Origin of the sequence: Fibrobacter sp. (genome assembly GCF_045131395.1) — a bacterium.
In the GTDB taxonomy this organism is placed as follows: domain Bacteria; phylum Fibrobacterota; class Fibrobacteria; order Fibrobacterales; family Fibrobacteraceae; genus Fibrobacter.
Genome location: NZ_JBGUQY010000046.1, coordinates 480843 through 502091 on the forward strand (window position 1 = coordinate 480843; position 21249 = coordinate 502091).

Consider the following 21249-nt stretch of genomic DNA (forward strand, 5'->3'; position numbering starts at 1 on the left):
AATATGTCCGATATCAACGGTATTTTTTCGAAAAAAGCGAAAGCGGTATTGCAGGCGGCACGTATTGCGGCCCGCAACCTGGGTAGCGATAGCGTAACGACCGAACACTTGTTGTTGGGTCTTGTTCGTGAAGATTCCGGCTTTGCCGCCGAAACCCTGCGCGCTCTCAAGATCAATTTGAATGAGTTGGGCGAAAACGTTCAGCGTTCTCTTTCGTCTAACGGTGGCATTATGACTGTGGGCGATGCCCATGGTGCTTTGCTTTCTTTTACTACGCGCTGTAAGGCGGCCCTCTTTAACGCGGCCAAGATTGCCAAGGAAGAAGGGGACCAGTACATTGGCCCCGAACACTTGATGCTTGCGATTTTGCAGCAGGCGGAATCTCCGGCGGCGGGTACTCTGTCTACCTTCGGGGTGACTTACGAAAATTTTGAAAATACCTTGCAGCAGATCAAGCGCGAGGCCATGAACGGCCAGCCCTCCGGCGAAGATGGCGAAAACGCCGAAGACGATGAGCGCTATGTGAACCAGGGGCGCGGTGACACCCGTCAGCAGGTGCGTGCCCAGAGCCGTTCCAAGACGCCCATTCTCGATCACTTCGGTCGCGACTTGACGGCGCTTGCCAAGCAGGGCAAGCTGGACCCGATTATCGGTCGTAGCCGTGAAATTGAACGCCTGATCCAGATTCTTTGTCGTCGCAAAAAGAACAACCCGGCCCTTATCGGTGAACCGGGTGTGGGTAAGACCGCCATTATCGAAGGCCTTGCTCAGAAGATTGTCCAGAAGAAGATTCCGGAACTCTTGATGAACAAGCGCGTGGTGACCCTTGACGTGGCCGCCATGGTGGCCGGTACCAAGTATCGCGGCCAGTTCGAAGAACGCGTGAAGGGCCTGATTATGGAACTCCAGCGCGTGGACAATTCGGTGATTCTCTTTATCGACGAACTCCATACCATCGTAGGTGCGGGCGGTTCCGAAGGCAGCCTGGATGCCAGCAATATCTTTAAGCCGGCCCTTGCCCGTGGTGAGCTCCAGTGCATTGGCGCGACGACTATCGATGAATACCGCAAGTACATCGAAAAGGATGCCGCTCTGGAACGCCGCTTCCAGACCATCGTGGTGAATCCGCCTAACTCCGAAGATTCTATCCAGATTCTGGAAGGACTCCGCCCGAAGTACGAGCAGCATCACAAGGTGCGTTATACGCCCGAAGCCATTCGTGCTGCGGTCACCCTTGCCGAACGCTATATTAGCGACCGGTTCCTGCCCGATAAGGCCATTGACGTGCTGGACGAAGCCGGTGCCCGCGTGCGCTTGAATTCTATCCGTACGCCGCAAGACCTGAAGGAAATGGAAGACGAACTTGCCGCTACCATGCTCAAGAAGGAAGAGGCCATTGCAGACCAACAGTACGAAACGGCTGCAACCCTCCGCGACAAGATTGAAGATTTGACCAGCCGCATTGCGGAACGCCGCGAAGCCTTGAACAAGGAAGATTCTGCGGACTTCCCGGTGGTAGACGAAAACGAAATCCGCGATTGCATCAGCAAGATGACGGGTATTCCCGTGAGTCGCCTTGCTGGCGAAGAAACCCAGAAGCTCTTGAAGCTGGGTGACGAAATCAAGGAACGTATTATTGGCCAGGATCAGGCGGTAGATGCCGTGGTGAAGGCCATTCGCCGTACCCGCGCAGGTATTCGTAGTGCGAAGCGCCCCATGGGCAGTTTCTTGTTCTTGGGGCCCACGGGTGTGGGTAAGACGGAACTTGCCAAGGTGCTTTCCCAGACTCTTTTCGGTAGCGAAGAATCCATGATTCGCGTTGACATGAGCGAATACATGGAAAAGCATAGCGTAAGCCGTTTGATCGGTGCGCCTCCGGGATACGTGGGCTTCGAAGATAGCGGTGGACAGCTCAGCGAAAAGGTGCGCAAACGCCCCTATTGCGTGGTTCTTCTCGACGAAATCGAAAAGGCCCACCCGGATATCTACAATTTGCTTTTGCAGATTCTCGATGACGGTATCCTTACGGATAGCTATGGCCGCAAGATCAACTTCAAGAACACCATCATCATCATGACTAGTAACGCAGGCGCCCGCGAAGTGCGTCACAGCTCTGGCATGGGCTTTACCAAGATGGGGGAGACCGACGACTACGAACGTATGGAAACCGCCATTCGCGAAGAAGTCAAGCGCGTGTTCTCTCCGGAATTCTTGAACCGTGTTGATGAACAGATCGTGTTCCGCGCCCTTACCAAGAAGGAATTGACTTCTGTGGTGGATATCCAGCTGACCTTCTTGCAGAAGAATTTGTCTGAACGCGGAATCCTTTTGGAAGTTTCCGAAGCGGCCAAGGAATTCATCGTGTCCCACAATTACGATTCTGCACTGGGTGCGCGCCCCATTCGCCGCTCTATCCAGAATCTGGTGGAAGACGAAATTGCCGAAGGCCTGTTGCTTGGAATCTACAAGGACTTCTCGACTATTTCCATTGATGTGGAAAATGGTAAGTTGAAGTTCACATCCGAGGCTTTACCGAGTTAAACTTTTTTATATTTCAGCCCGAAAAAATTTTCAACAATCAAACCCAAGAGGTTATACAATGGCTAAAATTCCTGCAGTTCTTATCTTTGGCGCTCCCGGTTCCGGCAAGGGTACCGTCGGTGCAAAGCTCGCTGCTACCACTTCTCTCAAGCACATTTCTACGGGTGATATCTTCCGCGGTATCGCTCCGTCCAGCGAATCCGGCAAGCTCCTTGCTTCTTACTCCAGCAAGGGCCTCTTGGTTCCGGATGAAGCCACTGTCGAAATTTTCGGCCGTTTCATCGAAGGTCTCGTGAACACCAATAAGGTGAACCCGGACAAGGATACCCTCCTCCTCGATGGTATTCCTCGCACGGTTGCCCAGGTCAAGCTCATTGAATCTGTGGTCGACGTGAAGCACATCTTCGTGCTCGACATCAAGGACGAAAAGACCATCGTTGCTCGCCTCCTGAACCGCGCCAAGATCGAAGGCCGTAAGGATGACGCCGACGAAGCCGTGATCAAGAACCGCCTCAAGGTGTACAAGGAATCCACCGCCAAGGTTCTCGGCAAGTACAGCAAGTCCATCATCAGCCGCATCAACGGCGACAACACTCCGGACGAAGTGTTCTGCGACACTCTCGCTGCCTACGTGAAGTTCTGCAAGGCTTCTGCTAAGAAGCCTGTTGCTAAGAAGAAGGCTCCGGCTAAGAAAGCCAAGTAAGGCGAGTGTCGCGGCGACAAGCTTGCTTGCCGACATGACCGAGCCGATTGGCTTGCGCTACGAAGTAGCGCAACTAATCTTTGTTAAGCCAAAAAGCTTAAAGAGACCGTGGATAAATCCGCGGTCTTTTTTGGTTTTTCTATTTTTAGTCCATAAAATCTAGAAAGGAAGAAAATGGAACCGAATAACCAGTATAATTCTACAGGAACAAACTCTACATCTAGGGGTAAAGACGACGATGAGATTGATATCCTCGAAGTCTTGAGTTTGTTGCTGAAGCATAAGTTCTTTTTAGCCTGTTGTATCGTTGTCGGCTGTGCCTTGGGCTTTTTGGCATCCAACTGGATGCGCCCGCAGTACACGAGCGATGCTCTTTTGCAGATTGATGTGAAGGGTAACAAGGCTGGTAAAGCCATGGGCGAAATGGGTGCCCTCTTGGATGTGGCTTCTCCTGCCGAAGCTGAAATTGAACTCCTCAAGAGCCGCATGGTGCTGACCTATGTGGTTGAACAGGAACGTCTATGCTTTAACGCCTATCCGAAGGGTGCCATCGACCGCCTGCTCCATAAGGAAGGCCGCATGGATTTGGAAGACCTCTATATTCCTGAAATTGCCCGTATCGAAAAGTGGATGGCCGAGGTTGTGGGCGAAGACGAAATTGCCGTTTACACTCCCGAAGGTGTCAAACTTTTGCAGGGCAAGGTGGGGGAATCTCTCTCTGCTCCGTATGGTGGCGACACTCTCAGAATCCACGTGAAGCACTTGCTCGCAAGGCCTGGGCAGATGTTTGTTCTTGCTCAGTCCGAACCGCTGGATGCGGTCCGAGGCTTGGTCAAACAGCTCGATGTTGCAGAAAAGGGTAAGCAGACGGGTATCATCGGTGTGTCTTACACCAACCGCTATGCTGACAAGGCCGCATCTGTCTTGAACACCATTGCGAACATCTACTTGCGCCAGAACGTGGAAATGCGCAGCGCCGAAGCAGAAAAGACTTTGGAATTCCTGGAAGAACAGCTCCCGGGCGTGAAGGCCAAGTTGGATTCTGCCGAAAAGAAGTTGGCTGATTACCGCCTGAAAATCGGTTCTGTGGACATGACGGGCGAAACCAAGGTTCACCTGGAAAAGGTCACGGAATTGGAAAAACAGGTTTTGGAATTGGAACAGCAGCGTCAAGAAGCGACCCGCTTGTTCAAGGAAGAACACCCGGCTGTTCAGACGATTATGCAACAGCAGAGCCGTCTGCGTTCGGAACTTTCCCGACTCAAGAAGTCCGCCGAAAATATGCCGCGTACCCAGCAAGACGTGATGAGCTTGCAAGAAGAAGTGGCTGTGAACAATGCCCAGTATACGGCCATGCTTAACAACATCCAGCAGCTCCGCGTGGTGCGTGCCGGTGAAGTGGGTAACGTGCGTATCGTGGACTACGCCCAGATTGAACGCAAACCCTCTAAGCCCAACAAGAAGGTTGTGTTTGCCGGTTGCGTCGGTGGCGCATTCCTTTTGGGAGCCTTGTTGATTTACCTGTTGCAGATGACCAAGCGCGGTGTTCGTAGCTCTCTTGAAATTGAACGCGAAACGGGTATCAGTGTTTACGCCAAGATTCCGAAGGCTGAAAATGCAATTCTCCTGAAGCGCAATAAGGGCAAGAACACGAAGCCCCTGGTGGAAGACGATCCCGATTCGCCATCCAGCGAAGCGCTCCGTTCCCTTTATACGGCTATTGAATTTGCCACCACCGATTTGCGCGTCATGATGGTGACGGGTATGATTCCTGGCGTGGGTAAGTCCTTTGTTTCTAAGAACGTTTCCGCCCTTTTTGCCGGTTCCGGCAAGAAGACGTTGCTCATTGACGCCGACATGCGCCGCGGCGTGGTGTATAGCCACCGCAAGCAGGGCCTGGGCGATGTGCTGGAAGGCAAGTGCTCTTTGGATAACGCCGTGGCCGATTCCATTACCAAGAACCTGTATGTGCTTGGTGCAGGAAAGACCGACGTTTCTCCCAGTGAACTTCTCCGTGGTGAAACCTTCAAGAACCTTCTGGAAGAAGCCAAGTCCAAGTTCGATATCGTTATCGTGGATACGCCTCCTCTGGAACTTGTAACCGATTCTGAACTCATTTACCCGATTGTGGACTTCGCCCTGTTTGTTCTCCACTACGGCAAGCATTCTATGGACCAGATCAAGGAATCCATGATGAAGCTTGATCGTTGCTGCGAAGGCAAGTCTCGCGCATTCGTAATGAACCATTGCGAATCCGATGGTCATGGCTACGGTTACGGCAGCTATGGCTACGGCAAGTACAGCTATTACGGTAAAGACAAAAAAAGAAAATAAATAGAACTCATGAAAGTTTTTTTGTACGACACGACTCTCCGCGACGGTAACCAGGACCGTAAAATCAGCCTTTCTCTTGCAGACAAGTTGCAGATTGCGCGCATTCTGGACCATTTCGGCTTTGACTACATCGAAGGCGGCTGGCCGAACCCCAGCAACCCTACCGACGAAGAATTCTTCCAGAAGATTAAGGATGTCAAGCTGAAGCATGCGAAGATTGCGGCCTTCGGTTCTACCCGTCGCCCCAAGGTGCTCCCCGAGAAGGACCCGCTGTTGCAGGCTCTTGTAAAGTCCGGTGCACCGGTGAAGACGATTTTCGGCAAGAGCTGGGACCTGCACGTCACCGACGTTATCCGCACGACTCTCGAAGAAAACCTCGACATGATCGAGTCTTCTGTGGCATACCTCAAGGAACATTCCGAAGAGGTGATTTACGATGCGGAACATTTCTTTGACGGCTACAAGGCCAACCCCCAGTATGCCCTGGAAACCCTGAGGGCTGCAGAACTGGGCCATGCCGATTTTATCGTGCTTTGCGATACCAATGGCGGCACCATGCCTTGGGAACTGGAAGAAATCGTGAAGGACGTGAAGAAGCACGTGTCTACGCCTATCGGTATCCATGTACATAACGATGCCGGTCTTGGCGTGTGCAACAGCATTTACGCCGTGAAGAGCGGTGCAACCATGGTTCAGGGTGTGGTGAATGGTTACGGCGAACGTTGCGGTAACGCAAACCTTACGACCATTGCCGCCGACCTCCATTTCAAAATGGGTGCCAAGTTCTTTGCCGCTAAAAAGATTGCTCGCCTCCGTCAGTTGAGCAGCAATGTGGACCAGATTGTGAACCTTCCCAGCGATGCTCACGCCCCTTACGTTGGCGATGCTGCCTTTGCACACAAGGGTGGCGCTCACATCGATGGCGTCATGAAGGTCTCTCGTAGTTTTGAACATGTCGACCCCCATGCCGTGGGTAATGACCGTGTGTTTGTGACCAGCGACCAGGCCGGTGGCTCTCTCGTGGTGGAAAAGCTGAAGGCTATCAAGCCGGGCATCGACAAGAAGGACCCGGTGGTGGCGAGCCTGCTTTCTTTGATCAAGGAACGCGAGAACGCGGGCTGGCATTTCGACAGTGCCGAAGCAAGCTTCAAGATGCTCGTGTACCGTCACTTGGGCATGGTCAAGGAACCGTTCAAGGTGCTGAATTACCGCGTCATCGAAGACAAGACTCCGCAGGGAGTTTCTGTTTCCCAGGCGACTGTCAAGCTCCAGATTGGCGACAAGATCAGCCATCAGGTGAGCGAAGGTGACGGCCCGGTGAACGCTTTGGATGCCGCACTCCGCAAGGCTCTCTTGCCGTTCTTCCCGAACATGGCGAAGGTGAAGCTGGACGACTATAAGGTTCGCGTGCTGGGTTCCAAGGTGGCCTCTGACGCAACCGTTCGCGTGTGGACGACTTTCGGCGACGAAAAGGGCTACTGGAATGTGGTCGGCGTTTCGAGCAACATCATCGAGGCCTCCTGGATGGCTTTCGTTGACGGCCTGACCTACAAGATTCTGGTGGACAACAAGGTCATTGAAGGAGCCTACAAACATCTGGACGTGAAACCGGTTGAACCGGCCAAGGCAAAAGAAGAATCTGCTCCTGCCAAGCCTAAGAAATTAACCAAGCGACAAGTGAAGCGTGCCGCAGGAATTTAGTCTATGCAAATCGTAAAAGTTACTCCGAAATCTGCTGAAATTGAACGCATCTGCGGCCGCGAAGTCGCTCCGTCCAGAGAAATCCATGACAAGGTGATGCAGATCCTTGCCGACATCAAGAAGGGCGGTATCGCCAAGGCTACCGAATACGCCCAGAAGTTTGATGGCCTGAAGGCTAAGAACATTCGCGTGCCGTCGTCTGCCATTGCAAAGTCCGCTGCCAAGTGCCCCAAGGATCTCCAGAAGGCCCTGAAGCAGGCTATCAAGAACGTTCGCGACTTCCACAAGAACCAGATGGAAGAATCTTGGCTCATGGAAGGTGCCGATGGCGTCGTGCTGGGGCAGCGCATCCGCCCCATGAAGCGCGTGGGTCTCTACGTGCCGGGTGGTGCAGGCATTTACCCGAGCACCGTGATTATGAATGCTGTTCCGGCTCTGGTGGCTGGTGTTCAGGATATCGTAGTGGTGACCCCGATTAAGGGCGAAATCAACCGTGCCGTGGCCTTCGTGCTGCAGGAACTCGGTATCGATGAAGTTTACCATATCGGTGGCGCTCAGGCTATCGGCCTGCTTGCTTATGGTGCCAAGGACGCCAAGGGCAAGACGGTCGTGGAACGCGTCGACAAGATTGTGGGCCCGGGTAACGTGTTTGCCGCAATCGCCAAGAAGGAAGTCTTCGGCATCGTCGATATCGACATGGTGGCTGGCCCCAGCGAAGTGCTGGTAATGGCTGACAATACCTGCGATCCGGACTTTGTGGCAGCAGACCTCTTGAGTCAGGCCGAACACGGTTCCGGTTTTGAAGCTGCTATCTGCATTACAGACAACATGGAAACCGCCCAGATGATTTCTGCTTGCGTTGACGTGCAGGTCGAAAATTCCCCGAAGCGCGAACTGCTCCAGAAGGTGCTGGACAACTTCGGTCGCATCTTGGTGGTGAAGGACTGGTTCGACGGTGTAGAAATCGCCAACCGCATTGCTCCGGAACACTTGGAAGTGATGACTGCCGAAGCCGAATCCATGGCTGTTCAGATCGAAAACGCTGGTGCCGTCTTTATCGGTCCGTGGTCTAGCGAACCGGTGGGCGACTACTTTGCAGGCCCGAACCACGTGCTCCCCACGAACGGTACGGGTCGCTTCTTCAGCCCCCTCGGTGTTTATGACTTCCTCAAGCGCATGAGCATCATCCGCTACAGCGAAAAGGCCATCAAGAAGAATGCGAAGGCAATCGCTGCCGTGGCTACCGAAGAAGGCTTTATCCACCACGCAGCCGCGGTGCTGAAGCGCCTGTAATCGTAGTTACATTTAAAACGAAAGGTTCCTCGTTCGAGGAGCCTTTTTTATTGCTAGCCTATCGGGCTATTTAAAACAAAAACATAGAGCCGTCGCCAAGGTTCAGGCATACTCGATTTCGGCCTGATTGCTTGGCGTGGTAAAGAGCATCGTCGGCACGTTTGATAATCGCTTCGACGGTGTCTTCTTTCTTGCGTTCGGTAAAGCCGACGCTTATGGTAACAGATAGGGTGTCTTTACTCTTGTGAACCGGGATTTTCATGGCCTCGATGCATGCGCGAATTCTTTCGCCCACAATCTTTGCATTTTCTACGCTTGTTCCCGGCAAGAATATGGTGAATTCTTCGCCGCCGTAGCGCACGGGCATATCGGTTGGGCGCAGGCACTTGAGTATTGCCTTGGCTACAGCGATGAGCACTTGGTCACCAACTAAGTGACCGTAGGTATCGTTGATATTCTTAAAGTGGTCGATATCCAGCATGAACGCCGAAAGGTGCAGGTCGCCTGCATTGCTACGGTTCAGCTCACGCGTGTACATTTCTTCGAGCCAGCGACGGTTATGCAGGCCCGTGAGGGCGTCCACCTTTGCGTTTTCTTCGATACAGCGGATGTGGTATTCTTCTTCGCAGACCACCTTGTTACTGTTGCGTATACGGTGGCTTAAGATCTGCAAGAAGTTTAGGCACAAATCGTGAGAGGCGTTGAGCATGGCCAGTGCGGTGTCTGCCTCGATAATCAGGACCTTGCAGTTTTCTTTTGCGTAAACCTTGGCGCTGGGCTTCACGTTTTCGAAAATGGACATTTCACCGGCACAGTGTCCCGGATGAATGTCGCTCTTGAAGGTGCCGCCTTGAGATTCTACTTGAACCTCCATCAGGCCTTCCAAAAGAACGTAGAGACGTCTTTGGGGTTGGTCTGGGTCAATAAGCAGAGAGCCCGGTGTCGGGTAAACCGTTTTACAGCCCAACAGGTATCCTGCCAAGCTTTCAAAAGCGACATTCTTGAAGATTTCCTGTCGCTGAAATTCTGCCCTGGATATGGGCAATGTTTCCAATTCACAGTTGCTCATACCATAATTATATACAAAAAAAGGTCAAATAGTTTTTTATAAATTATATTTTTAGGCGAAAAATTGAAAAAAGCGGGTTTTTATGGCTAAGTTGATACTCCAATCTGTACTATTTCAGGGTAAAAAACAAGATATTTTGATTTCTGGAAAAAAATTTGCCAAGGTTGGACGCCCCCTTACGGAACGTGATTGGGACAAGGCCGAGGTGGTAAATTGCGATGGATTGGCGATTGTTCCTCCGTTTTACAATGGACATACTCATGCCGCCATGACCCTTTTGCGAGGCTATGCCGACGACATGCCGCTGCAGCAATGGCTTACGGAATATATCTGGCCTTTTGAAGCGAAACTTACGGCAAAGGATATTGAAATTGGCTCTCGCCTAGCGGTGCTTGAGATGATTAAGTCGGGCACGGTGTTTTTTGCCGATATGTACTGGCATCGCGAACACACCATGAAGGTGGTTGAAGAAATGGGTATTCGTGCTTCCATTGGTGTGACTATTGCCGAAAACTTGGGCACTTCGGGTCGTATCGAAGAGAACATGAAGTTTATCCGTAATCATTGCCATGAATCGGAACGCGTGAAGCTTGTGGTAATGCCGCACTCCATTTATTTGGTGGGCGAGAAACTCTTTAAACGTTGTGCCAAGGTTGCTCACGAAGAAGGGTTGGTCTTGCATACGCATTTGTCCGAAACGATCAAGGAAGTTCGTGACTGCAAAAAGCAATATGGTTGTACGCCTGTGGAACTTTTGGACCGCTATGGAGTTCTGGATGACAACCTGGTAGCAGCTCACTGTGTCCATTTGACACAGAACGATATGTCGCTCATGGCTGATGCTGGTTCCGCTGCTATTCTGAATCCTTGTTCGAACTTGAAACTGGGCAGTGGCGTTCCGAAGATTAACCAGATGATGGATGCCGGCATCTTGCTCGGTATCGGTACCGACGGTGCATCTTCCAACAACAACCTCGACATGCATGAGGACATGAAGCTGGTATCGCTACTAGCGAAGGCGAACGGTCGCGCCGATGCGTTGCCTGCCGGCGAAGTGTTGAATATGGCGACTGCCCACGTAGCGATGGCCTTTAATGTTCCTGCGGGCGTTATCAGCGAAGGCTTCTTGGCGGATGCCTTGTTGCTAGACTTAAAGAACGAAAGGCTCAATCCGTTGCATAACCTGGAAAGTAACTGGGTGTACGCTGCCGACAGTAGCGCCATTCATTCGGTTATCTGTAATGGAAAATTCGTGATGCGTAACCGCCATGTGGATGGCGAAGAAGATATCGTGAAAGAAGCGAACGCCTGCGCCCTTGAAATAGCTTCTCGCTAAGCCAAAGTTTTTCCGTTCCGAATTTATTTGCTTTCAGAAATCTTGTCAGCCGCTTCCTTGACTGCTTTTTGGGCCGCATTCTTGGCAGCGCCCTTAGCGGCATCGACTGCCTTGTCGGCGGCTTCCTTTGCCGCTTCGGAGGCCTTTTCTGCAGCCTTGTCCGTAGCGTTCTTGACAACTTCACTGGCCTTCTTTTCGGCAACGTCAAGAATATCTACTGGTTCCGAAGAATAGCCCATCATTTCGATGGATGCCTTGTAGGCGGAGTATGCGAAGGCGTTGTCCCGGGTTTCGGGAATAATACCGCCGAAGGGGAACAGGTGCAAAATCGTCAGCAGTACAAAGCAGATGAGCAGGGCCTTGATGACTCCGAAAATTCCTCCCAGGACTCGGTCTGCCTTGCCCACGGTGGTGCCTGCAGTAATGTGCTGCAGAAAATGCCCGATGAACAGGAAGAGCAAGAAAGGAACGAGGAAGCCGATGCACATGCAGATTAACTTTGTAGAGAATGCGCTAGTTTGTAATAAGCCGGAAATAAAATCTGCTAACAGGCCGCATGCAAAATAGGCTCCGGCAATGCCTGCCGCCCAGGCAATCAAGCGAAAGATTCCACGGAAAAAACCGTGCCACAGTCCAAGCAGCATTAAGAGAAGGATGATTACGAGGCAGACTATATCAATTGCGTTCATAGAATTTGTTTTAATCTGGTTTTAGGTAAATCGTGTAATCAAAAAACAAATTAAGGATCCGGCCAAGGCGCCCATGCAAAATCCCTTGAATAGAAGGAACTTGGTATGAGTCGGGTAGACCGGGGGCTCGGTATAAAGCGTTTCGTCGATGGATTCAGTCTTTTGCTTGATAGAATCCTTGATGGCAAAAATCCACATGGCCATGTAAGGAACCATATCGCGGGGGTAGTTCCGCATGACTAGGGAAATCTGTTCGGCGGCGTCGAATGCGGTGAGGGGCCGTTTGCGGGGATCCTTCTGGAGCATCTTTTCAATCAGCTTTCTCAGGCGGCGGGGGAGTTCCTTGGAGAAGGCCTTCTCTGTCACGCGGAGCTTCTGGATTCTTTGAAGGGTGTCGCTAAAGCTGGTTCCGCGGAAAATGTTTTGCCCCATGAGCATTTCGCTGGCGATAATGCCGATGGCGAACAAGTCCGAAGCGGGAGTTGCTTCTTCGCCTACGGTTTGTTCGGGGCTCATGTAGGTAATGGTGCCGAGAATGGCTCCCGTCTGTGTCAAACGTTCGGCGTCTTCGCCCTTGTTGAACTTGAGCGGGTTCTCGGTATGGGCGATGCCGAAGTCCAGCAGGTGTACGCGGCCGTCGTTGTCCACCATGATATTGGCGGGTTTCAGGTCGCGATGTACGATTCCTTTGCGGTGAGCTTCTCCCAGGGCGCAAAGAATCTCGTGAAGGATGTTCAATACCACCCAGAGAGGGGGCTGCGGAACCTTGTCGAGAATCTGTCGGAGCGTAAGTCCATGGACGAATTCCATGGACAGTGAAAGCTTGCCGTCCTTTTCTTTCCACAGGGCGTAGGGCTTGGTAATGGCCGGATGGTTCAAGTGGGCGAGAATGTTGCCCTCTTGCATAAAGCGGCGGACGTTGGTATCGCTGTCTTCGATATCCTGCTGCATTTGCTTGACCACCACCATGCGGTCCAGGGACTTGTCGTGGCAGAGCCACAGCTGGCCCATGGCGCCGGAACCCAGTTCCTGCGTCGGCGTGTATCCGCCTATCTTTGTGGGCTTTGTATTCTTCGCTTCGGACATTCTTACTTATTCATTCCGTCCAAGTAAATCGTGTGGTGCTTCGTCTTCGGATCCAGATTGGGGTAGTCCAGAATGTAGTGCAGTCCGCGGGATTCCTTGCGGTGCAGCGCTGCAATCAGAATCATCTTGGATACCTGAAGGGCGTTCAAGAATTCAAGGTAATGCAGGTTTTCTGTTTCCTTGTTCTTGATGGCAGCATCGATATCCTTTTCCAAGTCTTCGATGACTTTCAGGCCCTGGTTCAGGCCTGCCACGGTACGTACGATACCGCAGTGAGTCCACATCATGTCTTGCAGAATCTTCTTGCGCTTGCGCCAGTAGGCGGCCTTGGCGAAGGAGACCTTTTCGGTCTTGCTGGATTTAGAAACGGTGATTTTTTCCTTGGTCAGTCCGCTTTCGCAAATGTTGTCGACGGCGCGAATGGCGTAAACGACGCTTTCCAGAAGGGAGTTCGATGCCAGGCGGTTTGCGCCGTGGACGCCCGTAGCGGCGACTTCGCCGCAGGCGTACAGGCCCTTGATTTCGGTCCTGGACCAAGTGTCGACCAGTACGCCTCCGCACATGTAATGTGCGGCGGGCACCACCGGAATCCATTGCTTGGTGATGTCGATGCCTGCTTCGAGGCACTTGGCGTAAATGTTGGGGAAGTGGCTCTTGATGTCTTTCGGCGTGCGGCCCGAAAGGTCAATGAACATGTTGGGCTTGCCCAAGCGCTGCATTTCGCTGTGGATGGCGCGGGCCACGATATCGCGGGGGGCCAGGGAGTGCAGCGGGTGCACCTGGTTCATGAATTCTTCTCCCTTGTCGTTTTTCAAGATTCCGCCGAAGCCGCGCACCGCTTCCGAAATCAGGAAAGGCTTCTTGAGGCTCGGAGCATAGAGGCTTGTGGGGTGGAACTGCATGAATTCGATATCCTGCAGGGCGGCACCAGCACGTGCTGCGATTGCCATGCCGTCGCCACAGCTGTCGTGGGGACAAACGGTGTACTGCCAAATACGGCCTGCGCCACCGGTAGAAAGGATCGATGCTTTGGCGTACAGGTTTTCTACGAGGCCTGTCTTTTGATGGATAATCTTTGCACCGACGCAGCGCTTGCTCTTGCCTTCGCCCTTGCAAATCAAATCCTTGATGTAGCAGTTTTCGATGTAGTGAATATTCTTGTGCTTGTGCAGTTCGCAAAGGAGTGCACGCATGATTTCTTTACCCGTAAGGTCTGCTGCGTGCAAAATGCGGTGGTGGCTGTGGCCGCCTTCCAGGTGCAAGTCGAACTGTGTCTTGTCGGCGGGGGAGGGGGTGAACTGCACGCCCCATTTGACCAGCTGCTGGATAGTAGCCGGGCCGCTCTTGGTCAAGATGTTCACCGGTTCCTTTTTGCAGAGGCCGGCGCCTGCTTCCAGGGTGTCGTCGATATGGAACTTGAACTTGTCTGTCTTTTCGGTAACGGTGGCGATGCCGCCCTGTGCGTAGTTTGATGATCCGTCCGGTTTTGCTCCCTTAGTGAGAATGACTACCGAAAGGCCTTTTTCCGCTGCGTGGATTGCCGCGCTCAAACCGGAAATGCCTGCACCAAGGACCAAAATATCGTACATGACGGAGCTCCGTTGCTAAACATTGTTTTTGAACGCTTAATAGATAGAAAAAATGAGTCCTTCCGACTACTTTTATTTGGCTTAGCTCCATCTGTTATTGCCGCTACGTGTTCTATCGCACACCGGACTTTATTACAATTTTGTAAATAAAATCTTGCTTTGAGGGGAGTAGCAGAAATGGGTCAAATAATATATAATTACCTCTATGAAAAAGAAATTATTGACTCTCCTTGCTATCCCTTCTTTCTTCTGGGTGGCTTGCTCCTCGGACAGCTCTTCGGCTCCGGATCCGACCCCCGCTCCTAACACTGAACTTTCGTCGTCTTCTACGGCATCTGTTGATAATACGGACCCTGCAAACAACGGCCAGGCTCCCGGTAATCAGAAAGACCCGAACCAGGGTTCGTCTGATCCTACGCTGTCTTCGGCTTCGGAAGAACCGGAACCGACCAGTTCTGCAGAAGCAAACAACGATGTTCCTTTTGTCCCGGAAGAACTGGTTCTCGATAGCATTGGTTTTGCCGATATTGCAAATGCTTACCACACCGTGGCCCCTGACGAAAAGGTGGTCTTTGTGCTGAGACATGCTGAACGTGAATCTGGCGTCGGTAAAGAATCTCCCTTGACCGATAACGGCAGGTTGCAGGCACAGATGGTGGGCCAGAAGCTTGCTAGCACTGACGATGTCGTATACGCCCACACGGCTTATGTGCGCACCAAGGAAACGGCTTGCAATATTGCCCTTGGCCGTGGCCAGGTTCAAGTTTGCGATGAAAGCTTTGTCTCCGATACGATTGCTGAACTGACTGGTGGCTGGTTCGTAAAGGATTCCGACCTTCGCGATTCCTATGTCGATGCTACCGGGAAGGATACCAATACAAGCGCCATTCTGGCTTTGTGGCTTTATGACGACATGTATGCCGATGCGTTCTACGATCTGGACGCCCGAGGCAAGGAAGTTGTCGATACCTACCTGATCAAGGACTATGCCGAAATGCCCAAGGTGAAGGTGGTTATCAGCCACGACGAATTTGTCGTGCCGCTTGCAGCCTATGGTACCCAGAAGCAGGCTGTCATTCGCTATAAGAATCCGGGCAGATGGTGGGTAAACTACCTGGTGGGTGTTGCCATCATCGTGAATAGCAAAAACGAGGTCCGCTATATCGGTATCAAGGGTCTCGATTCCGCTATTGAGTAATTTCTGATAAAAAAATTTAAATCGTTACGGGATTTGGGCTAAATTACGCCCAAATTCTTTTTTTTTAGACCGGCATTGCTTTTTTATTGCTACATTTTGCCGGACAAAATTTTAATGGAGTCTTCTCTATGTTAACGTGGATTAATGAAAAAGCCAAGTGGATTATCGTTATCTTTGCCGCGGGTATCGTGGTGGGCCTTCTGGCCATGGACCGTGTGCCGAATCAGGGACACAGCTACCCGGTGGGCGTGGTAAACGACAAGAAGATCACTTACGCCGAATTTGATTCCCGCATCAAGAATATTGTGCAGAACCAGTACCAGGGTCAGCACCTCGAAGACGAACAGTACAACCAGTTGCGTAGCGAAGTGTTCCGCAGCTTTGTTCGCCAGATTCTCTTGAACGAACAGTTCGAAAATGCCGAACTGAGCGCCTCGGTCGCTGAACTGGAATCTGAATTCAGCCGCAATCCGGATGCCGTCCGTGCCCGCTTGGTGCAGGAAGCCCAGCGTCGCCTGTACTTGATTCAGCAGCAGGCTACCAGCCAGGAAGACCTGATGCAGCGCACCCAGGCCTACATTGCCGGTCTCCCGAAGTTCCTCACCGATTCTACCTTCAACAAGGATGAATACGATGCATGGCTGAAGACTCCCGAAGCTTTCCGCTGGGGCGTGATGCTTCAGTTCGAAGAAGACCTGAAGACCAACACCATTCCTATGCGCCAACTGCAGGCGCTGGTCGGCGCTTCTGTTCACCCGACTTCCCTGGAAGCCGGCTGGTCTGTTAATCGCCGTCTCACTGACTACGAACTGCAGGTGGCAGTTGCCTCTAACGCAGACTTCAAGATTGAAGATAGCGCCGTCGATAGCGTGATGGTGGCCGGCTACTACAATGCCCATCGCGACAGCTTCTTTGTCAAGAAGGACATGGCCCAGTTTGAATTTGCCTACCTCCCGGTTGAAGCTACTGCCGGTGACGATGCTCGCATTCGCGAATACGCCATGACTCTTTACTACCAGCTGACCGACTCCTCTTCGACCACCACGTTCGAAGACATGGCTCGCATTTCTTCTGAAGATCAGTCCACTGCCGAAAAGGGTGGCGTCTTGAGCGACGACTATGTGGGTCGCGGTGTATATGTGAAGGAATTTGAAGACGTGGCCTTCGGCCTCGATTCCGGTGCCGTTTCTGAACCGGTTCGTACCCGCTTTGGCTACCACATCATCAAGAGCTACGGCAAGTCCAAGGATTCTACCGGTGCTGACCTCGTCAAGGTGGGTCACATCCTCTTGATCGTGAACGCTTCTTCTGAAACCATCGATAGCCTCGAAGGCATCCTCAACAAGGTCAAGGCTTCTGTGGACGCTGGCAAGACCTTTGCCGAAGCAGCCAAGGAACAGAACCTGGATACCCATACTTCTAACTGGATTTCTCGTGGCGAAAACATCGAAGGCGTCGGCTACCTCAAGGGGCTTGCCGCTTACGCTTGGCCCAACGAAAACCTGCCGGACGAAATCAGCAAGGTTTCTCCCATCATGAAGAACAACAAGTGGGTCGTGGTTGCTGAAAAGGTGAAGGACCTCAAGGCCGGCGAACGTAGCCTGGATCTCTACTTCAACAGCATCAAGAGCGCCCTGCTCCGTAGCAAGGCTGCCACCGCTGCCGAAGTTTACCTGAACTCCGTTGCCGAAAAGGTGAAGGCTTGGGCTCCGGCTGATAGCGCTGCCGATTCTGCCGCTGTTGCCGCCAACAAGATTGAAAAGGTGAACATCGAAACCGTTACCGCCTCGGTGGATGGCTATGTGCCGGGCTTCGGTTACGGTAGCTCTCACCTCGCCAAGGCCCTCGAAGGTGCCAAGGTGGGCGAATGGACCTCTGCTGTCGCCACCGATAACGGTGCCGTGATGGTGAAGGTTGTTTCCAAGAAGGCTCCGGAAGAAGAAGCCGTGAACGCAGCTGTCAAGACCGAAATTGCCAATGCTTCCAGCTACGTTGCCATGAGCTTGTTCAACGATTTCGTGAACAACCTCGAAAATTCCACCGCCGTGGAAAGCAATCTGGACCTCTACTACAGAGACTAGACAGAAATTGGACGCTTTGCTATATTTGGCGACGCTTTAAAAGCTCGCTGAATATGGCGAAATTCGGTGCCATCGTCTAGTGGTCCAGGACACTGGCCTCTCACGCCGGTAACAAGGGTTCGAGTCCCTTTGGCACTATAAAAAGCAAAACGGATCCAATGGATCCGTTTTTTGTTGTTTTGTAGTCATCACCTATCAAAAAAAACATAAAAATTTTAGTTACAGTGTTAAAATTTATTTATATATTATGGCGCATACGGGTGGGTAAATGAGATTATTTGATGAGAAAGTATTTTTAAGACTCTTGCTAGTGTTGGCAAGCGTCTTTTTTGCTGCCTTTATTCCAGAAATTCTGTCGACGAGGGAGCATTTAATCTGGGCAGTTCCCTATATCCTAGCGGATTTCTTCTTGGTGACTGTTGCGGTGCTGTACCGATTCCCGGTCATCGGAAACCGTAAGCGCATGCGGGATGATGTAGAAATTACGTCGCCGACTCCTGCACCCACCCCTATTCGGGACTTCAAGAAAGACCTGATGGAGCGCGATGAGCTATTCCAGATGATGGTGGACGTGTCTTCCAACGGATTCTGGACTTTTGACGTCATTACGGGCAAGGTTTACTGGTCAAAACGCGCCATTAAGCTTTTGCAGGCCCAGTCCAGCCCCATCCAGGATTCCTTTGACCTGCTCAAGGAACGTATTGTAGAAAGCGACTGGCTCCGTTTTAAGGACGAACTGAAGCTGGCCCTGGAAACCGGCGAAAAGTTCAACTTGACCGTATCTTTGCTGGACGGTGCCGTAGATTCCAAGCTTCAGGTTTCGGGCCACGTGCAGCTGAACGAGGACGGTCACCCCATCCGTATCGTGGGTGCCCTGGACGAAAATTCCGACAAGCAGGCCCAGGAAAAGCAGAATTACTACTACGTATACCAGGATGCCCTTACGGGTGTGTATAACCGCAAGTTCTTCTTGGAAAAGCTCAAAGTTGATGTGGACATGGCGCTTCAGCGACCGGATTACCTGTTCGCTGTGGCGCTTTTGGATATTGACCGCTTTGGGGCGATCAATACCTCTTATTCCATTAACGTGGGCGACAACGTCTTGCGCGTGGTGGCAGACCGTATCAAGGCCCAGTGCCGCGTAGGCGATACCATTGCCCGTATTGGCCCCGACGTATTTGCCATTGTACTCCACGACATCCAGAAGAATGACGATAGCGATGTGAAGTCCATTGTGCGCCGTATTCACAGTGCGGTGAAACAGCCTATTCAGCTGGAAGGCCGTGAACTTTACATTGGCGTATCCATGGCGGTGGCCCTGAACCGCGAAGTGGACTGCGTTGAAGACATTATGGCCAACGTGACCTCCAGCCTTCGTGAAATGAAGAAGAGCGTGAACCACGGTGGAATCCAGTTCTTTAGCGGCGGTATCCGTGAAAAGGCCATGAGGCTCTATAAGCTGGAATTCGATATCCGCAAGGCTATTCAGGCCCAGGAATTCGTGCTGTTCTACCAGCCGATCGTGGATATTACCAACGGCAACCGCATTGTGGCATTCGAGGCCCTTGTGCGCTGGAACCAGTCCAAGAGCAAGTTTATTTCGCCGGCTGAATTTATCCCCATTGCCGAAGAAACGGGCCTTATTATTCCGCTGGGTGCCCAGATCTTGAAAATGGCCTGCACGCAGGCGAAATCCTGGGTGGATCAGGGATTTACCGACATTCAGGTGGCGGTGAACTTCTCGGCCAAGCAGTTCGCCCTGGACAACATGATTGACGATATCAAGCAGGTACTTTTAGAAACCCACTTGAATCCGAAAAACCTGAAGCTGGAAATCACCGAATATACCGCCGTGTGCGAAGCCGAAAAGACGGTGAAGCTCATGAACGCCCTTTCGAGCATGGGTATCCAGATTTCCATTGATGACTTCGGTACCGGTTATAGCAGCCTTTCGTACCTCAAGCGTTTCCCCATTCATACCCTCAAGATGGACAAGTCCTTTATTGACCATGTGACAGACGACGAAGAAGATGCCTCCTTTGCCCGCATGGTGATTGGCATTGCAAAGTCCATGAATCTGGATTTGATTGCTGAAGGCGTTGAAACGGAAAGCCAGCTTGAATTCTTGAAGGCCGAAGGCTGTAAGCTCATTCAAGGCTTCTTTTTCAGCAAGCCTCTTTCGGCTGAAAATGCTCGCGAATACTTGCAGCAGCACTATATTGCCACGAAGGACCTTCCCGTTGCGGATTCATCCGCAAATGACATTCCCGTGATCGAAAGAAGCACGATGGGAACGAATAATTATATCATGTAACAACGACAGGTATTTTCTCGACAGGCCCTGTAGAGTTCCTCTACGGGGCATAGCTTTACTTGGGCCAGGGCCTTAGCGATGTAGGGAATGTAGCCGGAGTGGCAGGGCTTTCCGCGGTAGGGGACGGGCGCCATGTAAGGGGCATCGGTCTCCAGGAGCATCTGGTCCAGCGGCACGAGGGCTGCCGCGTCGCGGACGTTCTGGGCGTTCTTGAAGGTCACGATTCCCGTGAAGCCCACGAAGATGTTGGCACCTTGGGTGCCGAGATCGAGCATTTGGGCGCAGAATTCGGGCGAGCCTGTAAAGCAGTGGACATGGATGTTGGTGCCGCTTAAGTTGGCGTTGCGAAGTACGGCGAGTGCGTCGTCATCGGCTTCGCGCAGGTGCAAGACCAGCGGCTTTTTAGAGGCGAGGCCGAGCTCCAGGTGGCGCTCGAAAAGCTTGACTTGTTGTGCTTTTGTTTCGGCACCGTAATGGTAATCCAGTCCGAATTCACCGCAGGCCACGCACTTGGGGTGCTTTAGAAATTCAACGAGCCTTGCTTCGTCTTCGGCGGTTTCGGTTTCCACGTATTCCGGGTGGATGCCGTAGGCGGCGTACACGTTCGGGTATTTTTCGGAAAGTTCCTTGGCCTGTTCAAAGTCTGCGGGGTCGCAGGCTACATGGATAAAGGCCTCGGGCAATTTTACATTTTCGTCGGGGTCGTGGGGGAGCCTTGCCAGAAGCGCATCGAAATTTTCGCCGGCATGTCGCTCGTAAGAATCAATATGGCAGTGGGTATCGATGAACACTAGTAGCTTACTTCCACAATTTCATAAGTGATCAACCCCTTGGGGGCCTGCACTTGCACCTGGTCGCCCTTCTTTTTACCCATCAGGGCTTCGCCAACGGGAGATTTCATGCTGATGCGGCCCTGCAGCGGGTCAATTTCCTTTTCGCCTACGATGCTGTAGGTGCGTTCCCGTTTGGTCTTGATGTCTTTCATCTTGACTGTAGCGCCAAATCGAACGGTCCCGTCATCGGATGCTTGGGATTCGACTACCTGTGCGCCATCTAGGATGCGGTCCAGTTCGCGGAGCCTGCGGTCGATTTCGCGTACGCGCATGCGGCCGTAGGTATAGGCGGCATTTTCGCTGCGGTCACCTTCGGCAGCGGCGGCCTGGACCTGGTTAATCATGGCGGGGCGTTCCACGTATTTCAGGTGTTCCCATTCCGCCTTGAATTTTTCAAAACCTTCTTTCGAAATCAAGTGTTTCATCACCCTAAATTTAGAATTTATCACATCTTTTAGGTCCTATGATTGCAGAGTGCTTGT

15 protein-coding genes and 1 tRNA gene are annotated in these 21249 nt (G+C 52.1%); 10 read left to right on the forward strand and 6 right to left on the reverse strand.

Features of this window, described 5'->3' with window-relative positions; genetic code table 11:
* Positions 1 to 3 precede the first annotated feature (3 nt).
* From ACJMNB_RS13275 to hisD, 5 genes are all read left to right on the forward strand, one after another.
* A complete protein-coding gene (locus ACJMNB_RS13275; protein ID WP_405343277.1) occupies positions 4 to 2541 on the forward strand; it encodes an ATP-dependent Clp protease ATP-binding subunit in 2538 nt (845 codons plus the stop codon).
* 58 nt (positions 2542 to 2599) lie between these two features.
* Positions 2600 to 3244, forward strand: coding sequence for an adenylate kinase family protein (locus ACJMNB_RS13280; protein ID WP_405343279.1), 645 nt, complete (start codon positions 2600 to 2602; stop codon positions 3242 to 3244).
* A 174-nt stretch (positions 3245 to 3418) separates the two neighbouring features.
* Positions 3419 to 5578 carry a polysaccharide biosynthesis tyrosine autokinase gene (locus ACJMNB_RS13285; protein WP_405343281.1) on the forward strand — a complete coding sequence of 720 codons (2160 nt, stop codon included), beginning with the start codon at positions 3419 to 3421 and terminating at the stop codon, positions 5576 to 5578.
* 9 nt (positions 5579 to 5587) lie between these two features.
* Positions 5588 to 7279, forward strand: a complete 1692-nt coding sequence (gene cimA, locus ACJMNB_RS13290; protein ID WP_405343283.1) for a citramalate synthase — start codon at positions 5588 to 5590, stop codon at positions 7277 to 7279.
* A gap of 3 nt (positions 7280 to 7282) precedes the next feature.
* Complete coding sequence (gene hisD / locus ACJMNB_RS13295) at positions 7283 to 8572, forward strand: histidinol dehydrogenase (RefSeq protein ID WP_405343285.1); 1290 nt, start codon at positions 7283 to 7285, stop codon at positions 8570 to 8572.
* A 70-nt stretch (positions 8573 to 8642) separates the two neighbouring features.
* Here the strand turns inward: hisD and ACJMNB_RS13300 are convergent, their stop codons facing one another.
* Complete coding sequence (locus ACJMNB_RS13300) at positions 8643 to 9641, reverse strand: GGDEF domain-containing protein (protein WP_405343287.1); 999 nt, start codon at positions 9639 to 9641, stop codon at positions 8643 to 8645.
* 82 nt (positions 9642 to 9723) lie between these two features.
* Here ACJMNB_RS13300 and ACJMNB_RS13305 point away from each other — a divergent pair, with 82 nt between their 5' ends.
* Entirely contained in the window at positions 9724 to 10977 is a 1254-nt protein-coding gene (locus tag ACJMNB_RS13305) for an amidohydrolase (protein WP_405343289.1), read from the forward strand.
* A 23-nt stretch (positions 10978 to 11000) separates the two neighbouring features.
* Here ACJMNB_RS13305 and ACJMNB_RS13310 read toward each other — a convergent pair whose 3' ends face one another.
* The 3 genes from ACJMNB_RS13310 to nadB are packed head-to-tail and all read right to left on the reverse strand — an operon-like array spanning position 11001 to position 14341.
* The gene (locus ACJMNB_RS13310) at positions 11001 to 11666 is read right to left on the reverse strand and encodes a CvpA family protein (protein WP_405343291.1); all 666 of its coding nucleotides are present in this window, start codon (positions 11664 to 11666) and stop codon (positions 11001 to 11003) included.
* Between the two features lie 21 nt (positions 11667 to 11687).
* Positions 11688 to 12752: a serine/threonine protein kinase gene (locus ACJMNB_RS13315; RefSeq protein ID WP_405343293.1), complete on the reverse strand. Its 1065-nt coding sequence runs from the start codon at positions 12750 to 12752 to the stop codon at positions 11688 to 11690.
* A 2-nt stretch (positions 12753 to 12754) separates the two neighbouring features.
* Entirely contained in the window at positions 12755 to 14341 is a 1587-nt protein-coding gene (gene nadB, locus ACJMNB_RS13320; protein ID WP_405343295.1) for an L-aspartate oxidase, read from the reverse strand.
* Between the two features lie 205 nt (positions 14342 to 14546).
* On the opposite strand from nadB, the gene ACJMNB_RS13325 reads away from it, so the two are divergent.
* The 4 genes from ACJMNB_RS13325 to ACJMNB_RS13340 all read left to right on the forward strand — a co-directional run bounded on the left by ACJMNB_RS13325 (position 14547) and on the right by ACJMNB_RS13340 (position 19934).
* Positions 14547 to 15539 (forward strand): histidine phosphatase family protein, encoded by a 993-nt coding sequence (locus ACJMNB_RS13325; RefSeq protein WP_405343297.1) that lies wholly within the window; start codon positions 14547 to 14549, stop codon positions 15537 to 15539.
* A 128-nt stretch (positions 15540 to 15667) separates the two neighbouring features.
* Positions 15668 to 17620 (forward strand): peptidylprolyl isomerase, encoded by a 1953-nt coding sequence (locus tag ACJMNB_RS13330; RefSeq protein ID WP_405343299.1) that lies wholly within the window; start codon positions 15668 to 15670, stop codon positions 17618 to 17620.
* Between the two features lie 65 nt (positions 17621 to 17685).
* Positions 17686 to 17758 (forward strand) — tRNA-Glu (locus ACJMNB_RS13335).
* Positions 17759 to 17888: 130 nt separating this feature from the next.
* The gene (locus ACJMNB_RS13340) at positions 17889 to 19934 is read left to right on the forward strand and encodes a putative bifunctional diguanylate cyclase/phosphodiesterase (protein ID WP_405343301.1); all 2046 of its coding nucleotides are present in this window, start codon (positions 17889 to 17891) and stop codon (positions 19932 to 19934) included.
* On the opposite strand, the gene ACJMNB_RS13345 is transcribed toward ACJMNB_RS13340, so the two are convergent.
* On the reverse strand, positions 19922 to 20725 hold the full coding sequence (locus tag ACJMNB_RS13345) for a TatD family hydrolase (protein ID WP_405343303.1): 804 nt from the start codon (positions 20723 to 20725) through the stop codon (positions 19922 to 19924). The genes ACJMNB_RS13340 and ACJMNB_RS13345 overlap by 13 nt on opposite strands.
* The gene (gene greA / locus ACJMNB_RS13350; protein ID WP_405343305.1) at positions 20725 to 21192 is read right to left on the reverse strand and encodes a transcription elongation factor GreA; all 468 of its coding nucleotides are present in this window, start codon (positions 21190 to 21192) and stop codon (positions 20725 to 20727) included. The genes ACJMNB_RS13345 and greA overlap by 1 nt, the downstream gene beginning before the upstream one ends.
* Positions 21193 to 21249: the final 57 nt, after the last annotated feature.